Genomic DNA, 20,705 nt, shown 5'->3' with positions numbered 1-20,705 from the left:
GGTTGGTTGGTGGGGGGGTGTGTCTTGGGTGGCGGCTGTCACACGCCCACTCCTCCCCCCCCCCCCCCCCCCCCCCCCCCCCCCCCCCCCCCCCCCCCCCCCCCCCCCCCCCCCCGCCCGCTGTCCGGCCCGGGTCAGCGGGCGGGCGGGTAGCCGAAGTCCTCGGTCCACCAGGGTCCGCCGGGGCCTTGGTGCAGGCCACTGCCGAGCTCGGTGAACCGGCAGTTGAGCATGTTGGCGCGATGGCCGGAGCTGGCCATCCAGGCGTCCGTCACCGCCTGCGCACTGGGCTGGCCGCGGGCGATGTTCTCCCCGCCCAGGTAGTCCACCGAGACGGCCCGGGCCCGGTCCCACGGGGTGCGGCCGGCCGGGTCGGTGTGGGCGAAGTAGCCCCGGGCCGCCATGTCGTCGCTGAGCGCCTGGGCCAGCCGGTCGAGCCGGGGATCGGCCGCCAGCGGCGGGCAGCCGATCTGGCGGCGCTGCTGGTTGACCAGGGCGAGCAGGGCGGCCGGGCCGTCGGTGACGGACGCCGGACCGCCGGGCTCCGGGGCGGCGGGCACCGGCCGCCAGGAGATGGGCCCGGCGGGGCCGCCCCAGGCGGCTGCCGGGGTGGCCGGCAGCCCCAGGGTGAGCGCGGCGCCGAGCGCCAGGACGGTCGCCGGGACGCGCCGCACGCGGCGGCCGGGCCGGCGGCGGCGTGCGGAGTGGTGGCGTGGGAGCGGGGAGAGTCGGGCCATGGGCGGTCCTCCATCCGTCGCCTACGGTGGGCGTCGGTCACGGACTGTACGCGGGACGGCCTTGGGGACGGCCGAGAAGAGCGGAGCCGCCCGACTATGGTCGAGGGATGCAAGAAGATGTCCGAGTCACCATCTGGGTGCGCGGCCGCGTGCAGCAGGTCGGATTCCGTTGGTGGACCAGGGCCCGCGCGCTGGAGATCGGCCTCAGCGGCTACACCAGCAACCTTGGCGACGGCCGGGTCCAGGTGGTCGCCGAGGGCGTCAAGGACGACTGCGAGCGGCTGCTGGAGCTGCTCCGCGGCCCGGACACGCCCGGCCGGGTGACCGGGGTGACCGAGCTCTGGGGCGTCCCCGGCACCGGCTACGACGGCTTCGCGATCCGCTGACCGGCCATCCGTCGACCCGGGGGACCGCCCGCCGGAGCGAACCGGTTCGGGTACGGCGGTTGCCAATCGCGCCGAGTCGTGGTTGACTCCGCATCGAGCAGTGATCCACCGCACAGTCCGGTGGGCGCGGCCGCTACCCGTGGCGTGAGGTCCTCCGCCATGCAGGTGACAGCGGTGTCGTAGCGCGCGGTGATCGTGTTGACCCGTACGGTCTTTGGTGAGACGCTGGAAGCCCGCGCACGTGATGGCGATTTTCGGGCAGGGCCTTGCCCTGTGGCTGCACATCCACAGTGTCTGACCTGTAGTGCCCAGCCAGCACTGCCCGTGTCGCGCAGAGCGTGCGTCACCCCTTCCCCTCGACCTATACCGTACCGGTTCGGTCACTCAGCGTGGAGGACCATCAATCATGGCAAAAGCGCTTCTCGGGTACGTCGGCGGCCCCGACCCGCGAATGCTGTCCGAGATGCGGCGGCTTCAGCAGCGCGTCCAGGACCTGGAAGCCGAGCTTGTTCGGATGCAGGCGGAGAACGACGCACTTGTCGCTGTCGCTGACGAGCACTCTCTGCTCAACAGCATTGATCTGGGACAGCGGGAGCCCGCGCTCACCTGAACCAGGTCGCGTCGACCGGCCATTGACCGGCCGACTTTGCCGCGCACCGACGCATGTCCGCTTGGCTCGGGACGCGATTACCAGGGACGCCCTCACCGGCGTCCCTTTCGTCATTCGGGGGGCCGCACTCTTGTCGGGGCCGCACTGTCGACCAGAGTGTGCCCGACCGTCGACGCGGTGAAACCGGGCGCGCCGCTCCACCGGCTACAGTCGGAAGCCACCGGTGAGGGACGGGAGAGCGGCGCGTGCACCTGAAGAGCCTGACGCTGCGCGGTTTCAAGTCCTTCGCCTCGGCGACCACCCTCCGCTTCGAACCCGGCATCACCTGCGTGGTCGGCCCGAACGGCTCCGGCAAGTCCAACGTGGTCGACGCGCTCTCCTGGGTGATGGGGGAGCAGGGGGCCAAGTCGCTGCGCGGCGGCAAGATGGAGGACGTCATCTTCGCCGGCACCAGCGGGCGCGCGCCGCTCGGCCGGGCCGAGGTCAGCCTGACCATCGACAACGGCGACGGCGCCCTGCCGATCGACTACGCCGAGGTGACCATCACCCGGACCATGTTCCGCAACGGTGGCAGCGAGTACGCGCTCAACGGCGACACCTGCCGGCTGCTCGACATCCAGGAGCTGCTCTCCGACTCGGGCATCGGCCGGGAGATGCACGTCATCGTCGGCCAGGGGCAGTTGGACTCGGTGCTGCACGCCGACCCGATGGGCCGACGGGCCTTCATCGAGGAGGCGGCCGGGGTGCTCAAGCACCGCAAGCGCAAGGAGAAGGCGCTGCGGAAGCTGGACGCGATGGCGGCCAACCTCAACCGGGTGCAGGACCTGGTCGCCGAACTGCGGCGCCAGCTCGGCCCGTTGGGCCGACAGGCGAAGATCGCCCGGCGGGCGGCCGGGATCCAGGCCGAACTGCGCGACGCCCGGCTGCGGCTGCTCGCCGACGACCTGCTGAGCCTGCGGGACGCCGTCGAGGCCGAGGTGGCCGACGAGTTGGCGCTGCGACTGCGCCGGTCCACCGTCGAGCAGGAGTTGGGCCGGTCCCGGCAGCGCGAGGCGGTGCTGGAGGCCCAGGTGACCCAGCTCGGGCCGCGGTTGGAGGCCGCCCGGCAGGCCTGGTACCAGCTCTCCGCGCTGGTCGAGCGGACCCGCGGCACGATCGGGCTGGCCGAGGCCCGGGTGCGGCACGCCACCGCGGGCGGGCAGCCGGAGGAGCGACGCGGCCGGGACCCGGAGGAGCTGGAGCGTGAGGCCGAGCGGATCCGCGCCGAGGAGGCCGCGCTCGCCGAGGCGCTGGAGGAGGCGAGCTACGCGCTGGCCGAGGCGGTCGAGGGCCGGGCGGAGCTGGAGCGCGCCCTCGCCGCCGAGCAGCGCCGACTGCGGGACGCGGCACGGGCGTTGGCCGACCGGCGGGAGGGGCTGGCCCGGTTGCAGGGGCAGGCCGCCGCCGCGCGCTCCCGGGCGACCGGCGCGCAGGCCGAGATCGACCGGCTGGTCACCGCCCGGGACGAGGCGGCGCAGCGGGCCGAGGCCGCCCGGCAGGAGTTCGCGCTGCACGAGCAGCGGGTGGACCAGGTGGCCTGTGGGGATGACGAGTTGGAGCTGGCGCACGAACAGGCGCGAGAGCGCCTGGCGGGCGTGGAACGTGAGTTGAGCGCCGCCCGAGCGGCGGTGAGCGCCGCCGAGCGCGAGCAGGCCGCGCTGACCGCCCGTCACGAGGCGCTCTCGCTCGGCCTGCGCCGCAAGGACGGCACCGGCGCGCTGCTGGCGGCGGCCGAGCGGCTGGCCGGGGTGCTCGGCCCGGCGGCCGAGCTGCTCCGGGCGGCCCCCGGGGAGGAGGTCGCGCTGGCCGCGGCGCTGGGCGCGGCGGCCGACGCGGTGGCGGTGGACGGGGTGGCCGCCGCCGTCCGGGCGTTGCGGCTGCTGCGGACCGAGGACGCCGGCCGGGCCGCCCTGCTGATCGCCGGTCACCCGGCGGCGCCCGTCGCGGCGGACCCGCTGCCGGCCGGGGCCCGCTGGGCCGCCGAGCTGGTCACCGGCCCACCCGAGCTGCTGCCCGCGGTGCGCGCGCTGCTCACCCGTACCGTGCTGGTGACGGACCTGGCGGCGGCCGAGCGGCTGGTCGCCGCCCGGCCCGAGCTGACCGCCGTCACCACCGACGGCGACCTGCTGGCCGCCGGGTTCGCGCAGGGGGGCGCGGCCGGCCCGCCCAGCCAGCTGGAGACCCAGGCCGCGGTGGACGAGGCGGCCCGCGCGCTCGACGAGCTGTCCGCCCGGGCCGCCGAACCGGCCGGGCGGCTGGCACGCGCGAAGGAGCTGCGGCGGGAGCTGACCGAGGAGGTCGAGCGGCTGGCCGTGGCGCGGCGGCGGGCCGAGAAGCAGCGGGCCGAGCTGGCCGGCTCGCTCGGCCGGCTCGGCGGCCAGGCCCGGGCGGCCGAGGGCGAGGCCGAGCGGACCGCGGCCGCCGTCGAGCGCGCCCGGCAGGGGCTGGCCGGCGCGCAGGCCGCGGCCGATGAGCTGGCCGCCCGGCTGGCCGCGGCCGAGGAGGCGGCCGACGGCGGTGAGGCCGAACCGGACGGCACCGAGCAGGACCGGCTCGGTGAGGCCTCCGCGCAGGCCCGGCAGGCCGAGCTGGAGGCCCGGCTGGCGGTGCGCACCCACGAGGAGCGGGTCCGCGCGCTGACCGGGCGGGCCGACGCGCTGGACCGCTCGGCCCGGGCCGAGCGGGAGGCCCGGGCCCGGGCCGCGAACCGCCGGGCCCGGGCCGCCCGGGAGGCCGCGGTGGCCGGGGCGGTGGCGGCCGGAGCCCGGCAGCTGCTGGCCTGCCTGGAGGTCTCGCTGGCCCGGGCGGATGCCGAGCGGGCCGCCGTGGAGCAGGCCAGGGCCGGCCGGGAGGACCAGCTGCGGGACGCCCGCGAACGCGGCCGGCAGCTCAAGGACGAGCTGGACAAACTGGTCGACGCGGGCCATCGGGACGAGGTGCTGCGGGCCGAGAAGCGGCTGCGGATCGAGCAGCTGGAGGCCCGGGCGCTGGAGGAGTTCGGCATCGCGGGGGAGGAACTGCTGGCCGGCTACGGCCCGGACCAGCCGGTGCCGCCCGCCGCCCCGGAGGACGGGCAGCCGGCCGGCGAGCCCCGGCCGTACGTCCGGGCCGAGCAGGAGAAGCGGCTGCGGGCGGCGGAGAAGGCCTACCAGCAGCTGGGCAAGGTCAACCCGCTGGCACTGGAGGAGTTCGCGGCGCTGGAGGAGCGCCACCGGTTCCTGGGCGAGCAGCTGGACGACCTGAAGCGCGGCCGGCGCGACCTGCTGGAGATCGTCCGGGACGTGGACCAGCGGGTCGAGCAGCTGTTCACCGCCGCCTACCACGACACGGCGGCCCAGTTCGAGGGCGTGTTCGCCCGGCTCTTCCCCGGCGGCGAGGGCCGGCTGGTGCTGACCGACCCGGAGTCGATGCTGACCACCGGGGTGGAGGTGGAGGCCCGGCCGCCCGGCAAGAAGGTCAAGCGGCTCTCGCTGCTCTCCGGCGGCGAGCGCTCGCTCACCGCGGTGGCCCTGCTGGTCGCCATCTTCAAGGCCCGGCCCAGCCCGTTCTACGTGATGGACGAGGTGGAGGCGGCGCTGGACGAGACCAACCTGCGCCGGCTGATCGCGATCATGGAGGAGCTGCGGGAGAGCTCCCAGCTGATCGTGATCACCCACCAGAAGCTGACCATGGAGTGCGCCGACGCGCTGTACGGCGTGACCATGAAGGGAGACGGGATCTCCCAGGTGATCAGCCAGCGGCTGCGCGTGGGGGCACCTCCCGGCCTCCCCCAGCCTCCGGCAGGGGGGACCCCCATGGCCGGGGGAGAGCACCGCGAACGGCCGGTCCGGGCCGCCGAGGTGAGTGCGGCGATCGGCTGAGCACCCGCCGCCGCGCCGGGCGTACGCCCGCCGGGCGCCGGGATCGCGGATACTGGTCGAGTTGTGACTCCTCCCTCCCACCGGCCGTCCGGCGGGCGGGGCAGTGAACCGGCGGCGCTCGGCGCCGCCGGCGCGAGGATCACTCTCGGTCCCGGCCGCAAGCCGGGGCGACCAGTGAAGGAGCTTTAGTGGAATACGTGATCCTTGCCGTGGTCATCGCCGTCCTCGCGGTGGGCGCGGTCGCGGGTCTGGTGGTCAACGGCCGACGCCGTAAGGAACTGCCGGCCGAGCGGCGGCCCCAGGTGGCCGCGCCGCCGGCCCCGACCGAGCCGCAGGTCGGCGAGGAGGCGGCCGAGCCGCGTCCGGAGCCGGTGCAGACCGTCGAACAGGTGGAGCTGCCGGCCGCCGGCGAAGCGGCCCCGGTCGAAGAGGCCCCGGTCGAGGAGGAGGTCGAGGCGCCCGAGGAGGCGGCCGCACCGCCCGCGCTGGAGGTTCCCGAGCCGACCGCCGGCCGGCTGGTCCGGCTGCGCTCGCGGCTCTCCCGCTCGCAGAACTCGCTCGGCAAGGGCCTGCTCACGCTGCTCTCCCGGGACCGGCTGGACGAGGACACCTGGGATGAGATCGAGGAGACCCTGCTGACCGCCGACGTCGGCGTGGCCCCCACCCAGGAGCTCGTCGAGCGGCTGCGCACCCGGGTCAAGGTGCTCGGCACCCGGACCCCGGCGGAGCTGCGCGGGCTGCTGCACGAGGAGCTGGTCGGGCTGATCGGCACCGACGCCGACCGTTCGCTGCACACCGCGAAGCACGAGGACGGCCGGCCAGCCGTGGTGCTGGTGGTCGGCGTCAACGGGGTGGGCAAGACCACCACCTCCGGCAAGCTCGGCCGGGTGCTGGTGGCCGACGGCCGCAAGGTGGTGCTCGGCGCCGCCGACACCTTCCGCGCCGCCGCCGCCGACCAGCTGCAGACCTGGGGCGAGCGGGTCGGCGCCCGGACCGTGCGCGGTCCGGAGGGCGGCGACCCGGCCTCGGTCGCGTTCGACGCGGTCAAGGAGGGCATCGCCGAGGGCGCGGACACGGTGCTGGTGGACACCGCCGGCCGGCTGCACACCAAGACCGGCCTGATGGACGAGCTGGGCAAGGTCAAGCGGGTGGTCGAGAAGCACGGCCCGGTGGACGAGGTGCTGCTGGTGCTGGACGCCACCACCGGTCAGAACGGGCTGGTCCAGGCCCGGGTCTTCGCCGAGGTGGTCGACATCACCGGCATCGTGCTGACCAAGCTGGACGGCACCGCCAAGGGCGGCATCGTGGTCGCGGTCCAGCGTGAGCTGGGCGTGCCGGTCAAGCTGATCGGGCTCGGTGAGGGCGCGGACGACCTGGCGCCGTTCGAACCGGCGGCCTTCGTCGACGCGCTGATCGGCGACTGACGCCGTTCGTGCCCAGGGCCGGTTCCCCGCGGGGAGCCGGCCCTTTCGCTTGCCGCCGCCCGGCTCAGGAGGCCAGCCAGGCCGGCTCGGCGGTCACCACGCGCTCCCGGCCGCGATGGCAGGCGTAGGCCAGGGTGCCGAGCAGCAGCCGGGCCTCCGGCGGGCGGGCGGCGCTCTCCCGGGTGGGGCGGCGCAGCCAGCGGACCGGGCCGAGGCCGGCCAGCACGGTGGGTGGCGCGGCCAGGTAGCTGCCCTCGCCGTGGCAGGCCAGGTCGAGCGCGGCGTCGTCCCAGCCCATCCGGTAGAGCAGGTCGGGCAGCCGGGCCGCGGTGCCCCGGGCCACGAAGAAGAGCAGTCGGCCGGTCGGGGAGCTCAGCACCGGGCCGACCTGGGTGCCCATCCGCTCCAGCCGGACCAGCGCCCGCAGGCCGGCGGGCTCGGGGACGTCCAGCACGTCGAAGGCGTGGCCGGCCGGCAGCAGCACGGCCGCCTCGGGGGTGCCGTCCCAGAGCGCGCGGACCACGTGCGGGGAGGCCCCGGGCGGGAGTTCGCGCGGTCCGCCGCCGTGCGGCGGATGGAGGCCGGGGGCCGCGCAGTGCGGGCGGGCGCAGGCGCAGCGCACCACGCTCCGGCCACGGGGGACGCCGCCCAGGGCCACCGTCCAGCCCCAGCGCCCGGCGTACTCCGCCGCCGCCTGGCACGCGGTGGCGCGGATGCGGCGGCGGATGCCGAGCCTCAGATCGCCGAACAGGTTGTCCATGCCTCCCCCAACAGGTTTCGATTGCCGACGGTTACGGGACTGTGACGCTCGGTCAGTGCGCGGTCAATACGTTGCGCGGATCGATCCTCGGGACCGGGACGCTTCGCGCGCCGCCGGCGCGCGGCGGGTGGGGTGCGCCGGCGGGTGCTTCCGTCACTTCGGGGCCCGGAGTCGCGGTCCGGCCTCCAGTGAAGCGCGACAGCGCGTTCCCGGGTCCGGGCGTGGGGGTGGCGAATGGTGGCGTTTAGCCGTGAACCATCCCCTGGGTGGCCGAAGTCACGTTACGTTCGGCGAGCGGACCGCAGCAGCGGGTGCGTGGCGGGACGAGAGCGGACCCCACTCCGGGGTCGGGCGGGATGGGGTGGACCCATGGCGGACAAGCAACCCAACGAGAAACTGACCGCGTGGTTCACGCGCAGCGGCTGGTCGAAGGGCGAGCTGGCCCGGCAGGTCAACCGTCGGGCGCGCCAGCTCGGCGCGCACCACGTCAGTACCGACACCTCGCGGGTGCGCCGCTGGCTGGACGGCGAGCAGCCGCGCGAGCCGATCCCGAAGATCATGTCGGACCTGTTCTCCGAGCGGTTCGGTTCGGTGGTCTCGGTCGAGGACCTCGGCCTGCGGGCGGCCATCCCGGTCTCCACGGTGGCCGGCAGCGGGGTCGACCTGCCGTGGAGCGGTCCGCAGACGGTCCAGCTGATCAGCGAGTACTCGCGCAGCGACCTGATGCTCAACCGCCGGGGTTTCCTGGGCACCTCACTCGCCCTGACGGCCGGTGCCGCGCTGATCGAGCCGATGCAGCGCTGGCTCACGCCGGGGCCGAGTGGCTCGCCGACCCCGATCCTGGCCGCCGCCAACGGTGGTGAGCCGTACACCGGCCGGCTCTCCGAGCCCGAGCTGCAACTGCTGGAGCAGACCACGGTGATGTTCCGCCAGTGGGACGCGCAGAACGGCGGCGGCCTGCGCCGCAAGGCCGTGGTGGGCCAACTGCACGAGGTCACCGACCTGTTGCAGGAGACCTACCCGCCGCAGGTCACCCAGCGACTCTTCCGGCTCACCGCCGAACTCGCCCACCTGGCCGGGTGGATGTCCTACGACGTCGGCATGCACCCGAGCGCGCAGAAGTACTACGTGCTCGCGCTGCACGCCGCCAAGGAGGCGGGCGACCGCCCGTTCGGCGCGCTCATCCTCACCGACATGAGCCGGCAGATGATCCATCTCAACCGCGGCGAGGACGCGTTGGAGCTGATCCACCTGGCGCAGTACGGCAGCCGGGACACCGCCACCCCGCGCCAGCAGTCGCTGCTCTACGCGATGGAGGCGCGCGCCTACTCCAACATCGGCGAGGTCAACCGCTGCGCGCGGGCCGTCCGGCTGGCCGAGGACACCTTCACCGACTGCGGTCCGATCGAGAACGACCCGGACTGGCTGCGGTTCTTCTCGAAGGCCGAGCTGTACGCGGAGAACGCGCACTCCTTCCGCGACCTCGCCTACCACCCCGACCTGAGCGCCCGGTACGCCTCCACGGCGGCGCCGCACATGGCCACCGCGGTCGACCTGTTCCGGGACGACATGGAGAACCACACCCGCTCCTACGCCTTCAACCTGGTCGGGATGGCCAGCGTGCACCTGCTGCAGGGCGAGCCGGAGCAGGCCGCGTTGATCGCCGAGGAGGCGGTGGAGATCGCCGGGAAGGTGCGCTCGGAGCGGCTCAACACCCGGGTCCGGAAGACCTCGGCGGCGGCCACCGCGGAGTACCGGGGAGTTCCGGCCGTCAACCGGCTGGCCGAGCTGGTGGTCGAGCAGATCCCGGAGTTCGAGGCGGTGTGACAGGGCCACCGGGGGTGATCGTCCGGCCACCCCCGGTGCGCCGGGGAGGTACGGTACCTCACCGCCTGTCATGACACGGCCGGAGTTCACGTGCCCGTAACTCGCGCGTCGCCGACGTCACGGCCGTGAAACACCGAGCCGCACTGGCCGAAATCCGTCTTCGGCACGCTCCTCTGCATAGCCGACACCCCGGGTGGCACGGGACAGGGATCCCGCGGGTGGAGCGGCTTTCACCACGAGGAGACGCCGATGCCGGACGGCTTCAGCGGGGGCGATACCGCCTTCGTACTCATCAGTGCGGCCCTGGTCATGTTGATGACCCCCGGGCTGGCCTTCTTCTACGGGGGCATGGTCAGGGTCAAGAGCACGCTCAACATGCTGGTCATGAGCTTCATCTCGCTCGCGATCGTCAGCGTGCTCTGGGTGCTCTACGGCTACACCCTCAGCTTCGGCACCGATGCCTACGGCGGCCTGATCGGCAACCTCGACCACCTGGGGATGCGCGGGATCGGCCTGAACGACCTGACCGGCTCGATCCCGGTCACCGCCTTCGCGGCGTTCCAGCTGATGTTCGCGGTGATCACCCCGGCGTTGATCAGCGGCGCCATCGCGGACCGCGCCCGGTTCGCGGCCTGGTCGCTCTTCGTCGCGCTCTGGGTCACCATCGTCTACTTCCCGGTCGCGCACTGGGTGTTCTTCTTCGACAACGGCAAGGGCGGCTGGCTCGGCGACCGGCTGGGCGTGATCGACTTCGCCGGTGGCACCGCGGTGCACATCAACGCCGGTGTGGCGGGTCTGGCGCTCTGCCTGGTGCTCGGCAAGCGGGTCGGCTTCAAGAAGGACCCGATGCGCCCGCACAGCCTGCCGCTGGTGATGCTCGGCTCCGGTCTGCTCTGGTTCGGCTGGTTCGGCTTCAACGCCGGTTCGGCGCTGGCCGCCAACGGCGTGGCCGGGATGGCCTTCATGAACACCCAGGTCGCCACCGCCGCTGCGATGCTCGGCTGGCTCGCCTTCGAGCGGATCAAGCACGGCGCGTTCACCTCGCTCGGCGCGGCCTCCGGCGCGGTGGCCGGCCTGGTCGCCATCACACCGGCCTGCGGCTCGGTCAGCATGCTCGGCGCGGTGGCCATCGGCCTGATCGCCGGTGCGGTCTGCGCGGCCGCGATCAGCCTCAAGTACCGCCTGGGCTTCGACGACTCGCTCGACGTGGTGGGCGTGCACGCGGTCGGCGGCGCGATCGGCTCGCTGCTGATCGGCTTCTTCGCCACCGGCCACGTCGGGCAGACCGCCCGCGGGCTCTTCTACGGCGGTGGGGTCGGCCAACTCGGCAAGCAGGCTCTGGGCGTGCTGGTGGTCGCGACCTACTCCTTCGTGATCTCCTGGCTGTTGGGGCAGGCGATCCAGCGGACCATCGGGTTCCGGGTGGCCGAGGACGTCGAGGTGGCCGGCATCGACCAGGCCGAACACGCCGAGTCCGCCTACGACTTCAGCGCGGTCGGGGCAAGCCTGGCCCGCGCGCTGACCCCCACCACCACCCCCGTCGTGAGGAAGACCGAGGTCGACGCCTGATGAAGCTCATCACCGCCGTCATCAAGCCGCACCGCCTGGAGGACGTGAAGGACGCCCTGCAGAGCTTCGGGGTGCACGGGCTGACCGTCACCGAGGCCAGCGGCTACGGCCGCCAGCGCGGCCACACCGAGGTCTACCGGGGCGCCGAGTACACCGTCGACCTGGTCCCGAAGGTCCGGATAGAGGTACTGGTCGAGGACGAGGACGCCGACCAGCTGATCGACGTCCTGGTGAAGGCCGCCCGGACCGGCAAGATCGGGGACGGCAAGGTCTGGAGCGTCCCGGTGGAGACCGCCGTCCGGGTGCGCACCGGCGAACGCGGCCCGGACGCGCTCTAGAACCGGGTACCACTGTCCGGCGGACCCGCGGCCACGGCGGGTCCGCCCCTGGCATTTCCGGCGCCCCGCCGCGCCGCCCGCACCACGGACGGGGAGAGACCGTAGTGACCGCAGAGACCACCACCGCCCCCGGTGACCCGGCCGACTACACCGCCGCCCGGACCGCCCTGCTCGCCGCGCCGGACCTGGCCGGGCCCGCCCGCCGGACCGCGCTGGCCGGGCTCACCGACCGCTGGCTGACCGGCCTGCTCGCCGCCGCCGAGCCGCCGCCCGGGGTCGCCCTGGTCGCGGTCGGCGGCTACGGGCGCGGCGAACTCGCCCCGCGCAGTGACCTCGACCTGCTGCTGCTGCACGACGGTGCCGAGGTCGGCGCGCTGGCGGACCGGCTCTGGTACCCGGTCTGGGACAGCGGGGTGGCGCTCGACCACGCCGTGCGCCGGCTCCCGGAGGCCCGCGCGGTGGCCGCCGAGGACCTCAAGGCGCAGCTCGGCCTGCTGGACGCCCGGCACATCGCCGGCGACGCCGACCTCACCGCGGCGCTGCGCTCGACGATCCTGGCTGACTGGCGGGCCGCCGCCCCGCGCCGGCTGCCCGAACTGCGCGAGCTGGGCCGGGAGCGGGCCGTGCGGCACGGCGAGCTCTCCTTCCTGCTGGAGCCGGACCTCAAGGAGGCCCGCGGCGGCCTGCGCGACCTGGTCGCGCTGGACGCGATCGCCGCCTCCTGGCTGGCCGACGCGCCCCGGGACGGGCTGGACGCCGCCTGCCGGCGGCTCGCCGACGTCCGCGACGCGCTGCACCTGACCACCGGCCGGGCCACCGACCGGCTGGCGCTCCAGGACCAGGACCAGGTGGCCGCGGCGCTGGGCGTGCTGGACGCGGACACCCTGCTGCGCGAGATCTACCGGGCCGCCCGGACCATCAGCTACGCCGCGGACGTCACCTGGCGCTCGGTGGACCGGGTGCTGGCGGCCCGCGGCGCCCGGAGCCGGCGGCCGTTCGGGTTCCCGTTCAGCGGCGCCGGCCGGGCCGCCGGCGGGGTGGGCCGGGGCGTGATAGCGCGCCGGCCGCTCGCCGAGGGCGTGGTCGAACAGGACGGCGAGGCGGTGCTGGCCCAGGGCACCCGGCCGGCCGCCGACCCGGTGCTGCCGCTGCGGGCCGCCGCCGCGGCAGCCCAGGCCGGGCTGACCGTCTCCCACCCGACGGTCCGCCGACTGGCCGCCGAGTGCGGGCCGCTGCCGGTGCCCTGGCCGGCCGAGGCACGCGCCCAGCTGATCACCCTGCTCGGGGCCGGCGAACCGTGCGTCCCGGTCTGGGAGGCGCTGGAGGCCGAGGGCCTGATCACCCGGTTGCTGCCGGACTGGGAGCGGGTGCGCTGCCGGCCGCAGCGCAACGCGGTGCACACCTGGACGGTGGACCGGCACCTGGTGGAGACCGCGGTGCGGGCCGCCGCGCTGACCCGTCGGGTGGCCCGGCCCGACCTGCTGCTGGTCGCCGCCCTCCTGCACGACCTGGGCAAGGGCTGGCCGGGCGACCACAGCGTGGCCGGCGAGGTGATCGTCCGGGACGTGGCGGCCCGGATGGGCTTCGACCAGGACGACACCGAGAGCCTGGCCCTGCTGGTCCGCCACCACCTGCTGCTGATCGAGACGGCGACCCGGCGCGATCCGGACGATCCGGCGACCGTCGACCTGATCGCCAAGACCGTCGGCACCACGCTCCACCTGGAGCTGCTGCACGCCCTCACCGAGGCGGACGCGCTGGCGACCGGCCCCGCCGCGTGGAGTGGCTGGCGGGCCGGCCTGGTGGCCGGCCTGGTCTCCCGGGTGGCCGCGGTGCTGGCCGGCGACCCGGTGCTGCCGCGGGCCGCCGCCTTCGGCGTGGACGAGGAGCGACTGGCCGTCGAGGCGGCCGGCAGCGGCGCCCCGGCGCTCACGCTGCACGCCGAGACCGCGCACCAGCCGCTGGCCGGCGAGCCGATGGGCGTCCGGCTCGCGCTGGCCATCCCGGACCGGCCCGGCCTGCTCGGCCTGGTCTCCGGCGTGCTCGCGCTGCACCGGCTCGCCGTGCGCTCGCTCACCCTGGGCGAGCTGGACCCGATCGGCGCCGGCCCGGTGCTGCTGTTCTCCTGGACGGTCGCCACCGAGTACGGCGAGCTGCCGGAGGCCGCCCGGCTCCGCGCCGACCTGCGCCGGGCGCTGGACGGCTCGCTGGACGTCGGCCGCCGGCTCACCGAGCGGGACGCCGCCGCCCCGCGCCGCCGGGGCATCGCCACCCCGCCGCCGGTGGTCTCGGTCGCCCCCGGCGGGGCCTCGGCCGACGCCACCGTGCTGGAGGTCCGGGCCCATGACGCGCCGGGCCTGCTGCACCGGATCGGGCGGGCGCTGGACGGGGCCGGGGTCCGGGTCCGCACCGCCTACGTGAGCACCCTGGGCGCCGACGCGGTGGACGCCTTCTACCTCACCGACCCGGCCGGTCGCCCGCTCACCGACCACGCCGCCCGGGCGGTCGCCGAGACCGTCCAGCACGCGCTGGCGCCCGCCGGCTGACTCCGCCGTCGCCCGGTGGAGACCGTAACCGGGGCAGCCGGATACCCTTGGGGCGACGACCGTATGCCAATCGATGCCGCAAGGGACCCGCGACCGACGTGTTCGACACTCTCTCCGACCGCCTCGCAGCGACGTTCAAGAACCTCCGGGGCAAGGGCCGCCTCAGTGAGGCGGACATCGACGCCACCGCACGCGAGATCCGGATCGCCCTGCTGGAAGCCGATGTCGCGCTGCCGGTCGTGCGGGCCTTCATCAAGCAGATCAAGGACCGGGCGCTGGGCTCGGAGGTCTCCGGCGCGCTGAACCCGGCGCAGCAGATCATCAAGATCGTCAACGAGGAACTGATCAACATCCTCGGTGGCGAGACCCGCCGGCTGCGGTTCGCCAAGACCGGCCCCACCGTGATCATGCTGGCCGGTCTCCAGGGCGCCGGCAAGACCACCCTGGCGGGCAAGCTCGGCCGCTGGCTGAAGCAGCAGAAGCACACCCCGCTGCTGGTCGCCTGCGACCTCCAGCGCCCCAACGCGGTCACCCAGCTCTCCGTGGTGGCCGAGCGGGCCGGCGTGGCCTTCTACGGCCCCCAGCCGGGCAACGGCGTCGGCGACCCGGTCCAGGTGGCCCGCGACTCGATCGAGTACGCCAGGCAGAAGCAGTACGACGTCGTCATCGTCGACACCGCCGGGCGGCTCGGCATCGACGCCGAGCTGATGCAGCAGGCCGCCGACATCCGCGCCGCGGTCAACCCCGACGAGGTCCTCTTCGTCGTCGACGCGATGGTCGGTCAGGACGCGGTCACCACCGCGCAGGCCTTCCTCGAGGGTGTCGACTTCACCGGCGTGGTGCTCTCCAAGCTGGACGGTGACGCCCGCGGTGGTGCCGCGCTCTCGGTCGCGCACGTGACCGGCCGGCAGATCATGTTCGCCTCCAACGGCGAGAAGGTCGACGACTTCGACGCCTTCCACCCGGACCGGATGGCCTCCCGGATCCTCGGCATGGGCGACATGCTGTCGCTGATCGAGAAGGCCGAGCAGACCTTCTCGCAGGCCGAGGCCGAGAAGATGGCCGCCAAGCTGCAGGGCGGCGGCAAGGACTTCACCCTCGACGACTTCCTGGCGCAGCTGGAGCAGGTCCAGAAGATGGGCTCGATCTCCAAGCTGCTCGGCATGCTCCCGGGCATGGGCCAGATCCGCGAGCAGATCAACAACATCGACGACAAGGACGTCAACCGGGTCGGCGCGATCATCAAGTCGATGACCCCGGCCGAGCGGACCGACCCCAAGATCATCAACGGCTCGCGCCGGCTGCGCATCGCCAAGGGCTCCGGCGTCGGGGTCGGCGAGGTCAGCAACCTGGTCGAGCGCTTCTTCGAGGCGCGCAAGATGATGACCGCGATGGCCTCCGGCAAGGGCATCCCCGGCATGCCGGGCATCCCCGGGATGGGTGGCGGCGGCAAGAAGTCCGCGAAGAAGGCGCCGGCCGCCAAGGGTCGCAAGAAGTCCGGCAACCCGCTGAAGCGGGCACAGGAGGAGCAGGCCGCCGCGGCCCGCCGGGCGCTCGGCGCCGGGCAGGCCCAGCCGCCGGCCCAGGGCGGGGCGTTCGGCCTCGGCCCGGGCCAGGGGCCGGCCGACTTCGAGCTGCCGAAGGAGTTCAAGGACCTGCTCTGAGCCGGTCCTCCTGACGGCCCGCCAGCTCCCCGGTATGCCCGGGGGCGGCGGGCCGTCGGCATGCCCGATGATGTTCGGATGACGCGAGTGACGATCCGTGCCCCCAGGCCCTCCGACGCCGAGATGTACGCCGAGGCGGTCCGCCGCTCCGCCGAGCACATCGGACGCTGGAACCCGGTCGAGCCGGACGGACTGCCCGACCTGCTGCAGCGTCAGGGCCCCGGGCTGCGCACCTTCCTGATCGTCGATCTGGCCACCGGTGGGCTGGTCGGCAAGTGCAACGTGGCCAACATCGTGATGGGCCGGTTCTGCAACGGCGCGCTGGGCTACGACAGCTACGTCCCGTTCGTCGGCACCGGGCGGATGACCGAGGGGATGCGGCTGGTGCTGGACAGCTGCTTCGCCGACCAGACCGCCGGCGGCCTCGGACTGCACCGGCTGGAGATCAACGTGCAGCCGGAGAACGAGCGCTCGATCGCGCTGGCCCGCCGGCTCGGCTTCCGGCACGAGGGCTTCACCCCGCGGATGCTCTTCCTCGACGGCGCCTGGCGCGACCACGAGCGGTTCGCGCTGACCGCGGAGGAGTGGGTCCCGCTCCCCTAGCGCGGGCGGCCGCTCGGTGCCGCTCAGCGCGGCCGTTCGGCGACCACGTAACGGAACACGTTGGCCATCCGCACCGAGCCGTCCGGGGCGGTGAACGGGTGCAGCGCCTCGATCAGCTCCTTGGCCACCGGGACCTCCCCGGAGTAGGCCACCGCCCGGTCGTAGAGCCCGGTGGAGAGCAGGCCGCGGACCGCGCTGTCCAGGTCCGGGTAGGCGAACGGGCAGTTCACCCGGCCGCTGCCGGCCGGTCGCAGCCCGGCCTCGGCCAGCAGTCGTTCCAGCACGCCGGGCGCGCTCGGCGCGAACGGATCCCGGGGCGGGCACGGTCCGCTCCGCCGGCGGGCCAGCTCCAGCACCGCGGCGCTCTCGCAGCGCTCCGCCGGCCCCCAGCCGGCCAGCACCACGTGGCCGCCGGGCAGGGTGAGCCGGGCCGCGTCGGCCACCAGCCGGCACGGGTCCGCCGTGTGGTGCAGCTGTTCGAACACGGTGACCAGGGAATGCGCCGTTCGGGGGACGTCCGGCTCGTCGCGGCCGTCGGCCAGCACCCGCAGCCGCCGCCCGCGGGCCAGCGCGCGCAGCTCGTCCTCCGCCTCCAGCCCGGCCACCTGCGCGCCGTGCGCGGCGGCCAGCAGCAGCGAGAGCCCGGAGCGGCAGCCCAGGCCCAGCACGCTGGTCGCCGGGCCGACCTCCAGCCGCTGGTAGACCGCCTCGTAGAGCGGCACGAGCATGCGCTCCTGGATCTCCGCCCAGTCGCGCGCCCTGCTCTGTCCGAGGGAGCGGGCCAACCCTGGGGCGGTGCCTTGCGCTGAAGCCATCCTGCGGCCTCCCATCCGGTCCGTGGACGTGCTGCGTATGCTCCCCCCGACTCTTCAGCCCCGCATCCAGCGAACAGCGGCTCGGGCACGCCGTCCAGAGGGGTGCACCGGAGCATCCGGAGCCGCTGGTCGTGCGCCCCCTGCGCGCTCCCCGGGGGAACGAATTCACACTCCCCCGCCCGGGCGCCGTACGATTCGCACCGTGGCAAAGGCTCCCGTTCTCACCCCCCAGGCGGACGACTTCCCGCGCTGGTACCAGGATCTGATCAACAAGGCCGAGCTGGCCGACAACGGTCCGGTGCGCGGCACCATGGTCATCCGACCGTACGGCTACGGCCTGTGGGAGCGGATGCAGCAGGAGATGGACGCGCGGATCAAGAAGGCCGGCGCGCAGAACGCCTACTTCCCGATGTTCATCCCGCAGTCCTACCTCACCCGTGAGGCCGAGCACGTCGAGGGCTTCGCCCCCGAGCTCGCGGTGGTCACCCACGGTGGCGGCAAGGACCTCGAGGAGCCGGTGGTGGTCCGGCCCACCTCCGAGACGATCATCAACGAGTACTTCTCCAAGTGGGTGCAGAGCCACCGCGACCTGCCGCTGCTGATCAACCAGTGGGCCAACGTGGTCCGCTGGGAGCTGCGTCCGCGAGTCTTCCTGCGCACCACCGAGTTCCTCTGGCAGGAGGGCCACACCGCCCACGCCACCTACGAGGACGCCCGGGCCTACGCGTCGATGATCCACACCCGGGTCTACGGCGACTTCATGACCAACGTGCTGGGCATCGACGTGGTGCTCGGCCGCAAGACCGCCCGGGAGCGGTTCGCCGGCGCCATCAACACCCTCACCCTGGAGGGCATGATGGGCGACGGCAAGGCGCTGCAGATGGGCACCAGCCACGAGCTGGGCCAGAACTTCGCCAAGGCCTTCAACACCACCTACCTGTCCGCCGGCTCCGAGCGTGAGCACGTCTGGCAGACCTCCTGGGGCGTCTCGACCCGCATGGTCGGCGGCCTGATCATGTCGCACGGTGACGACAACGGCCTGCGCGTCCCGCCGCGGCTGGCCGCCGTGCAGGCCGTGGTCCTGGCGATCAAGGGCGACGACGCGGTGCTGGCCAAGGTCCGCGAGATCGGCGCCGCCCTGGAGGCGGCCGGCATCCGCACCGTGGTCGACGACCGTACCGACACCCCGTTCGGCCGCCGCGCGGTGGACTGGGAGCTGAAGGGCGTCCCGCTGCGGATCGAGGTCGGCCCGCGCGACCTGGAGGCCGGCACCGCGATGCTGGCCCGCCGGATCCCCGGCGGCAAGGCGCCGGTCGCGGTGGACAGCCTGGCGGCCGTGCTGCCCGGAATCCTGGAGGAGGACCAGGCGCTGCTGCTCCAGCAGTCCCGCGAGCGCCGTGAGGCCCGCACGGTCGACGTCAGCGGCATCGACGAGGCGGTCGAGGCGGCCGCCACCGGGTGGGGCCGGATCTCCTGGGCCGAGCTCGGCCCGGAGGGCGAGGCCGAGCTCGCCGAGCAGGGCGTCTCGGTCCGCTGCCTGATCGCCGCGGACGGCTCGGTGCCGGCCACGGACGATCAGGAAGGCAACATCGCGATCGTCGCCCGGGCCTACTGAGTAACTACTCGGTGACGGCGTCTCGCCTACTGGCCGGTCGGCTCCCGGAGGGCCCCCACTAGCGGTACGGTGTACGGCCCGTGGCCCTGTCAAGTGGACAGGGTCCGGGCCGTCTGCCCCGGTGCGGAATTCGCCGCGCCCGGGTGCCGTCGGCCTCCGGCGAGCAGCGGCGGGGGCCGGAAACCGAGGGGGTTGAACTTGCGTCAGATCCCGCACGCTCAGGAGCGTCTTTATGACGCTGGGCTGAGAACGCACTGGGAATTCCCGGTGACCGCCCAAGCACGGAACACCACCCCCGACTCCCTCGTTGGCATAGCGTGAGCACGACACAGCCCCTCGTCCTCGCGGCCGAACTGGCCGCCGCCTGGAGCGACATCCAGGCCTACCACCACGACCTGCCCGACCTCGCCTCGCCCGAGGCGTTGATCGGCGAGTCGTCCTCGGCCTGCGGCACCCAGCTCGGCTTCGAGCGGCTGCTGCACGAGGCCGCCCACGGTCTGGCCGCCGCCCGCGACATCCGGGACACCTCCCGGGCCGGGCGCTACCACAACCGCCGGTTCCTGCTGCTGGCCTCCGAACTCGGCCTCGCGCACCCGGTCGAGCCGCACGCCAGCAGCGGCTTCTCCCAGGTCACCATGCTCGCGGAGACCCGCGACCGGTACGCCGCCACGATCGAGCGCCTCGATCTGGCGCTGGGCGCGCACCAGCAGGCGGTGGCCGGTGCCGCCGGCGACGGCGGCGTGCTGCGCGCGTTCCGCGGGCCGGCCGCGCGGCACGGCTCCTCGGGCGGTGGCGTCCGGGTCAAGGCGGTCTGCGGCTGCGGGCGAAACGTCCGGGTGGTTCCGTCGGTGTTGGCCCAGGCCTCCATCGTGTGCGGAGCCTGCCAGCAGCCGTTCAAGATCGCCTGACGGTAGCCTCCCTGGCCGGGGCCCTGCCCCGGTCGGGGGACCCCGCCCGATGTGGCACAATCGATAGCTGATACCCGGCAGCCAACAGGACCCCTCTCTCCTACGGCTGGCGTGTCATTCGAACGGCCGACCCCCGCAACCCCACGCGGAGTGCGCGGCTGCTCACCCACGTCAACTCCAGGAGATTCCACTCCCGTGGCAGTCAAGATCAAGCTCAAGCGTCTCGGTAAGATCCGCTCCCCGCACTACCGCATCGTCGTCGCCGACTCGCGCACCAAGCGTGACGGCCGCGCGATCGAGGAGATCGGCATCTACCAGCCGACCTACAACCCCTCGAAGATCGAGGTCGACTCCGACCGCGCCCAGTACTGGCTGTCCGTCGGCGCCCAGCCGACCGAGCCGGTCCTGGCGATCCTCAAGCTCACCGGCGACTGGCAGAAGTACAAGGGCCTGCCGGCCCCGGCGCCGCTGAAGGTCGCCGAGCCCAAGGTCGAGGACTTCTCGCACCTGTTCGCCAAGGCCGTCGCCGGCTTCGAGGACAGCACCACCGGTGTCGCCATCACCCCGAAGGCCAAGAAGTCGGACAAGGCCGAGGCTGACGCCGACGCCGCTTCCACCGAGGCCTGATCGTGATCGAGGACGCCCTCGATCACCTGGTGAAGGGCATTGTCGAGCACCCCGACGAGGTGCAGGTGCGCTCGCGCAACCTTCGTCGCGGGAACACCATCGAGGTGCGCGTGCACCCCGATGACCTCGGCAAGGTGATCGGCCGGGGCGGCCGGACCGCACGCGCGCTGCGCACCGTGGTCGGCGCCCTCGGCGGTCGCAACGTCCGGGTCGACCTGGTCGACGTGGACAACATCCACTGACGATCACCGTCGTCTGCTTGGACCGGGCGGGGGGGGGGGGGGGGGGCGGGGGGGGGGTTTTTTTTGGTGCTGGTGGTCCGGGGTGGAACGGTGAACCCGTTATCAGGCCGAGCGGGCGTGGCCAAAGAATCAGGG

The 20,705-nt window shown here is 73.8% G+C and carries 17 protein-coding genes; 14 read left to right on the top strand and 3 right to left on the bottom strand.

Translation table 11 applies throughout. The annotated features are described in order from the left end of the window. Window positions 1-134: 134 nt before the first annotated feature. On the bottom strand, window positions 135-737 hold the full coding sequence (locus tag ACZ38L_RS18195) for a CAP domain-containing protein (RefSeq protein ID WP_465694147.1): 603 nt from the start codon (window positions 735-737) through the stop codon (window positions 135-137). Between the two features lie 107 nt (window positions 738-844). On the opposite strand from ACZ38L_RS18195, the gene ACZ38L_RS18190 reads away from it, so the two are divergent. The 4 genes from ACZ38L_RS18190 (at window position 845) to ftsY (ending at window position 7,056) form a co-directional block, all read left to right on the top strand. Next, a complete protein-coding gene (locus ACZ38L_RS18190) occupies window positions 845-1,123 on the top strand; it encodes an acylphosphatase (protein WP_465694146.1) in 279 nt (92 codons plus the stop codon). A gap of 406 nt (window positions 1,124-1,529) precedes the next feature. Next, the gene (locus ACZ38L_RS18185) at window positions 1,530-1,733 is read left to right on the top strand and encodes a hypothetical protein (RefSeq protein ID WP_396567212.1); all 204 of its coding nucleotides are present in this window, start codon (window positions 1,530-1,532) and stop codon (window positions 1,731-1,733) included. A 245-nt stretch (window positions 1,734-1,978) separates the two neighbouring features. After that, window positions 1,979-5,632, top strand: a complete 3,654-nt coding sequence (smc, locus tag ACZ38L_RS18180; protein WP_465694145.1) for a chromosome segregation protein SMC — start codon at window positions 1,979-1,981, stop codon at window positions 5,630-5,632. 188 nt (window positions 5,633-5,820) lie between these two features. Further along, on the top strand, window positions 5,821-7,056 hold the full coding sequence (ftsY, locus tag ACZ38L_RS18175) for a signal recognition particle-docking protein FtsY (RefSeq protein WP_465694144.1): 1,236 nt from the start codon (window positions 5,821-5,823) through the stop codon (window positions 7,054-7,056). Window positions 7,057-7,120: 64 nt separating this feature from the next. Here ftsY and ACZ38L_RS18170 read toward each other — a convergent pair whose 3' ends face one another. After that, entirely contained in the window at window positions 7,121-7,816 is a 696-nt protein-coding gene (locus ACZ38L_RS18170) for a bifunctional DNA primase/polymerase (RefSeq protein ID WP_465694143.1), read from the bottom strand. 369 nt (window positions 7,817-8,185) lie between these two features. Between ACZ38L_RS18170 and nsdA the strand changes: the two genes are divergently transcribed. From nsdA to ACZ38L_RS18140, 6 genes are all read left to right on the top strand, one after another. Further along, the gene (nsdA, locus tag ACZ38L_RS18165; RefSeq protein WP_465694142.1) at window positions 8,186-9,643 is read left to right on the top strand and encodes a transcriptional repressor NsdA; all 1,458 of its coding nucleotides are present in this window, start codon (window positions 8,186-8,188) and stop codon (window positions 9,641-9,643) included. Between the two features lie 249 nt (window positions 9,644-9,892). Further along, window positions 9,893-11,212, top strand: a complete 1,320-nt coding sequence (locus tag ACZ38L_RS18160; protein WP_465694141.1) for an ammonium transporter — start codon at window positions 9,893-9,895, stop codon at window positions 11,210-11,212. Next, window positions 11,212-11,550, top strand: a complete 339-nt coding sequence (locus tag ACZ38L_RS18155; protein WP_396567201.1) for a P-II family nitrogen regulator — start codon at window positions 11,212-11,214, stop codon at window positions 11,548-11,550. Before ACZ38L_RS18160 ends, ACZ38L_RS18155 begins: the two co-directional genes overlap by 1 nt. Window positions 11,551-11,654: 104 nt before the next feature. Further along, a complete protein-coding gene (locus tag ACZ38L_RS18150; RefSeq protein ID WP_465694140.1) occupies window positions 11,655-14,096 on the top strand; it encodes a [protein-PII] uridylyltransferase in 2,442 nt (813 codons plus the stop codon). 98 nt (window positions 14,097-14,194) lie between these two features. Continuing rightward, window positions 14,195-15,760 (top strand): signal recognition particle protein, encoded by a 1,566-nt coding sequence (gene ffh / locus ACZ38L_RS18145; RefSeq protein WP_465694139.1) that lies wholly within the window; start codon window positions 14,195-14,197, stop codon window positions 15,758-15,760. 78 nt (window positions 15,761-15,838) lie between these two features. Further along, window positions 15,839-16,363 (top strand): GNAT family N-acetyltransferase, encoded by a 525-nt coding sequence (locus ACZ38L_RS18140; RefSeq protein WP_465694138.1) that lies wholly within the window; start codon window positions 15,839-15,841, stop codon window positions 16,361-16,363. 23 nt (window positions 16,364-16,386) lie between these two features. Here ACZ38L_RS18140 and ACZ38L_RS18135 read toward each other — a convergent pair whose 3' ends face one another. Next, a complete protein-coding gene (locus ACZ38L_RS18135; RefSeq protein ID WP_465694137.1) occupies window positions 16,387-17,178 on the bottom strand; it encodes a class I SAM-dependent methyltransferase in 792 nt (263 codons plus the stop codon). A gap of 202 nt (window positions 17,179-17,380) precedes the next feature. Between ACZ38L_RS18135 and proS the strand changes: the two genes are divergently transcribed. From proS to ACZ38L_RS18115, 4 genes are all read left to right on the top strand, one after another. Beyond that, complete coding sequence (gene proS / locus ACZ38L_RS18130; RefSeq protein WP_465694136.1) at window positions 17,381-18,793, top strand: proline--tRNA ligase; 1,413 nt, start codon at window positions 17,381-17,383, stop codon at window positions 18,791-18,793. Between the two features lie 317 nt (window positions 18,794-19,110). Next, window positions 19,111-19,701 carry a hypothetical protein gene (locus tag ACZ38L_RS18125; RefSeq protein ID WP_396567189.1) on the top strand — a complete coding sequence of 197 codons (591 nt, stop codon included), beginning with the start codon at window positions 19,111-19,113 and terminating at the stop codon, window positions 19,699-19,701. Between the two features lie 195 nt (window positions 19,702-19,896). Continuing rightward, the gene (gene rpsP, locus ACZ38L_RS18120) at window positions 19,897-20,328 is read left to right on the top strand and encodes a 30S ribosomal protein S16 (RefSeq protein WP_396567187.1); all 432 of its coding nucleotides are present in this window, start codon (window positions 19,897-19,899) and stop codon (window positions 20,326-20,328) included. Window positions 20,329-20,330: 2 nt separating this feature from the next. Continuing rightward, window positions 20,331-20,570 carry an RNA-binding protein gene (locus ACZ38L_RS18115; RefSeq protein ID WP_396567185.1) on the top strand — a complete coding sequence of 80 codons (240 nt, stop codon included), beginning with the start codon at window positions 20,331-20,333 and terminating at the stop codon, window positions 20,568-20,570. The last annotated feature ends 135 nt before the right edge of the window (window positions 20,571-20,705 follow it).

It is taken from the genome of Kitasatospora sp. NPDC024654 (genome assembly GCF_055559155.1).
This window is presented reverse-complemented; position numbering and strand designations above follow the sequence as displayed.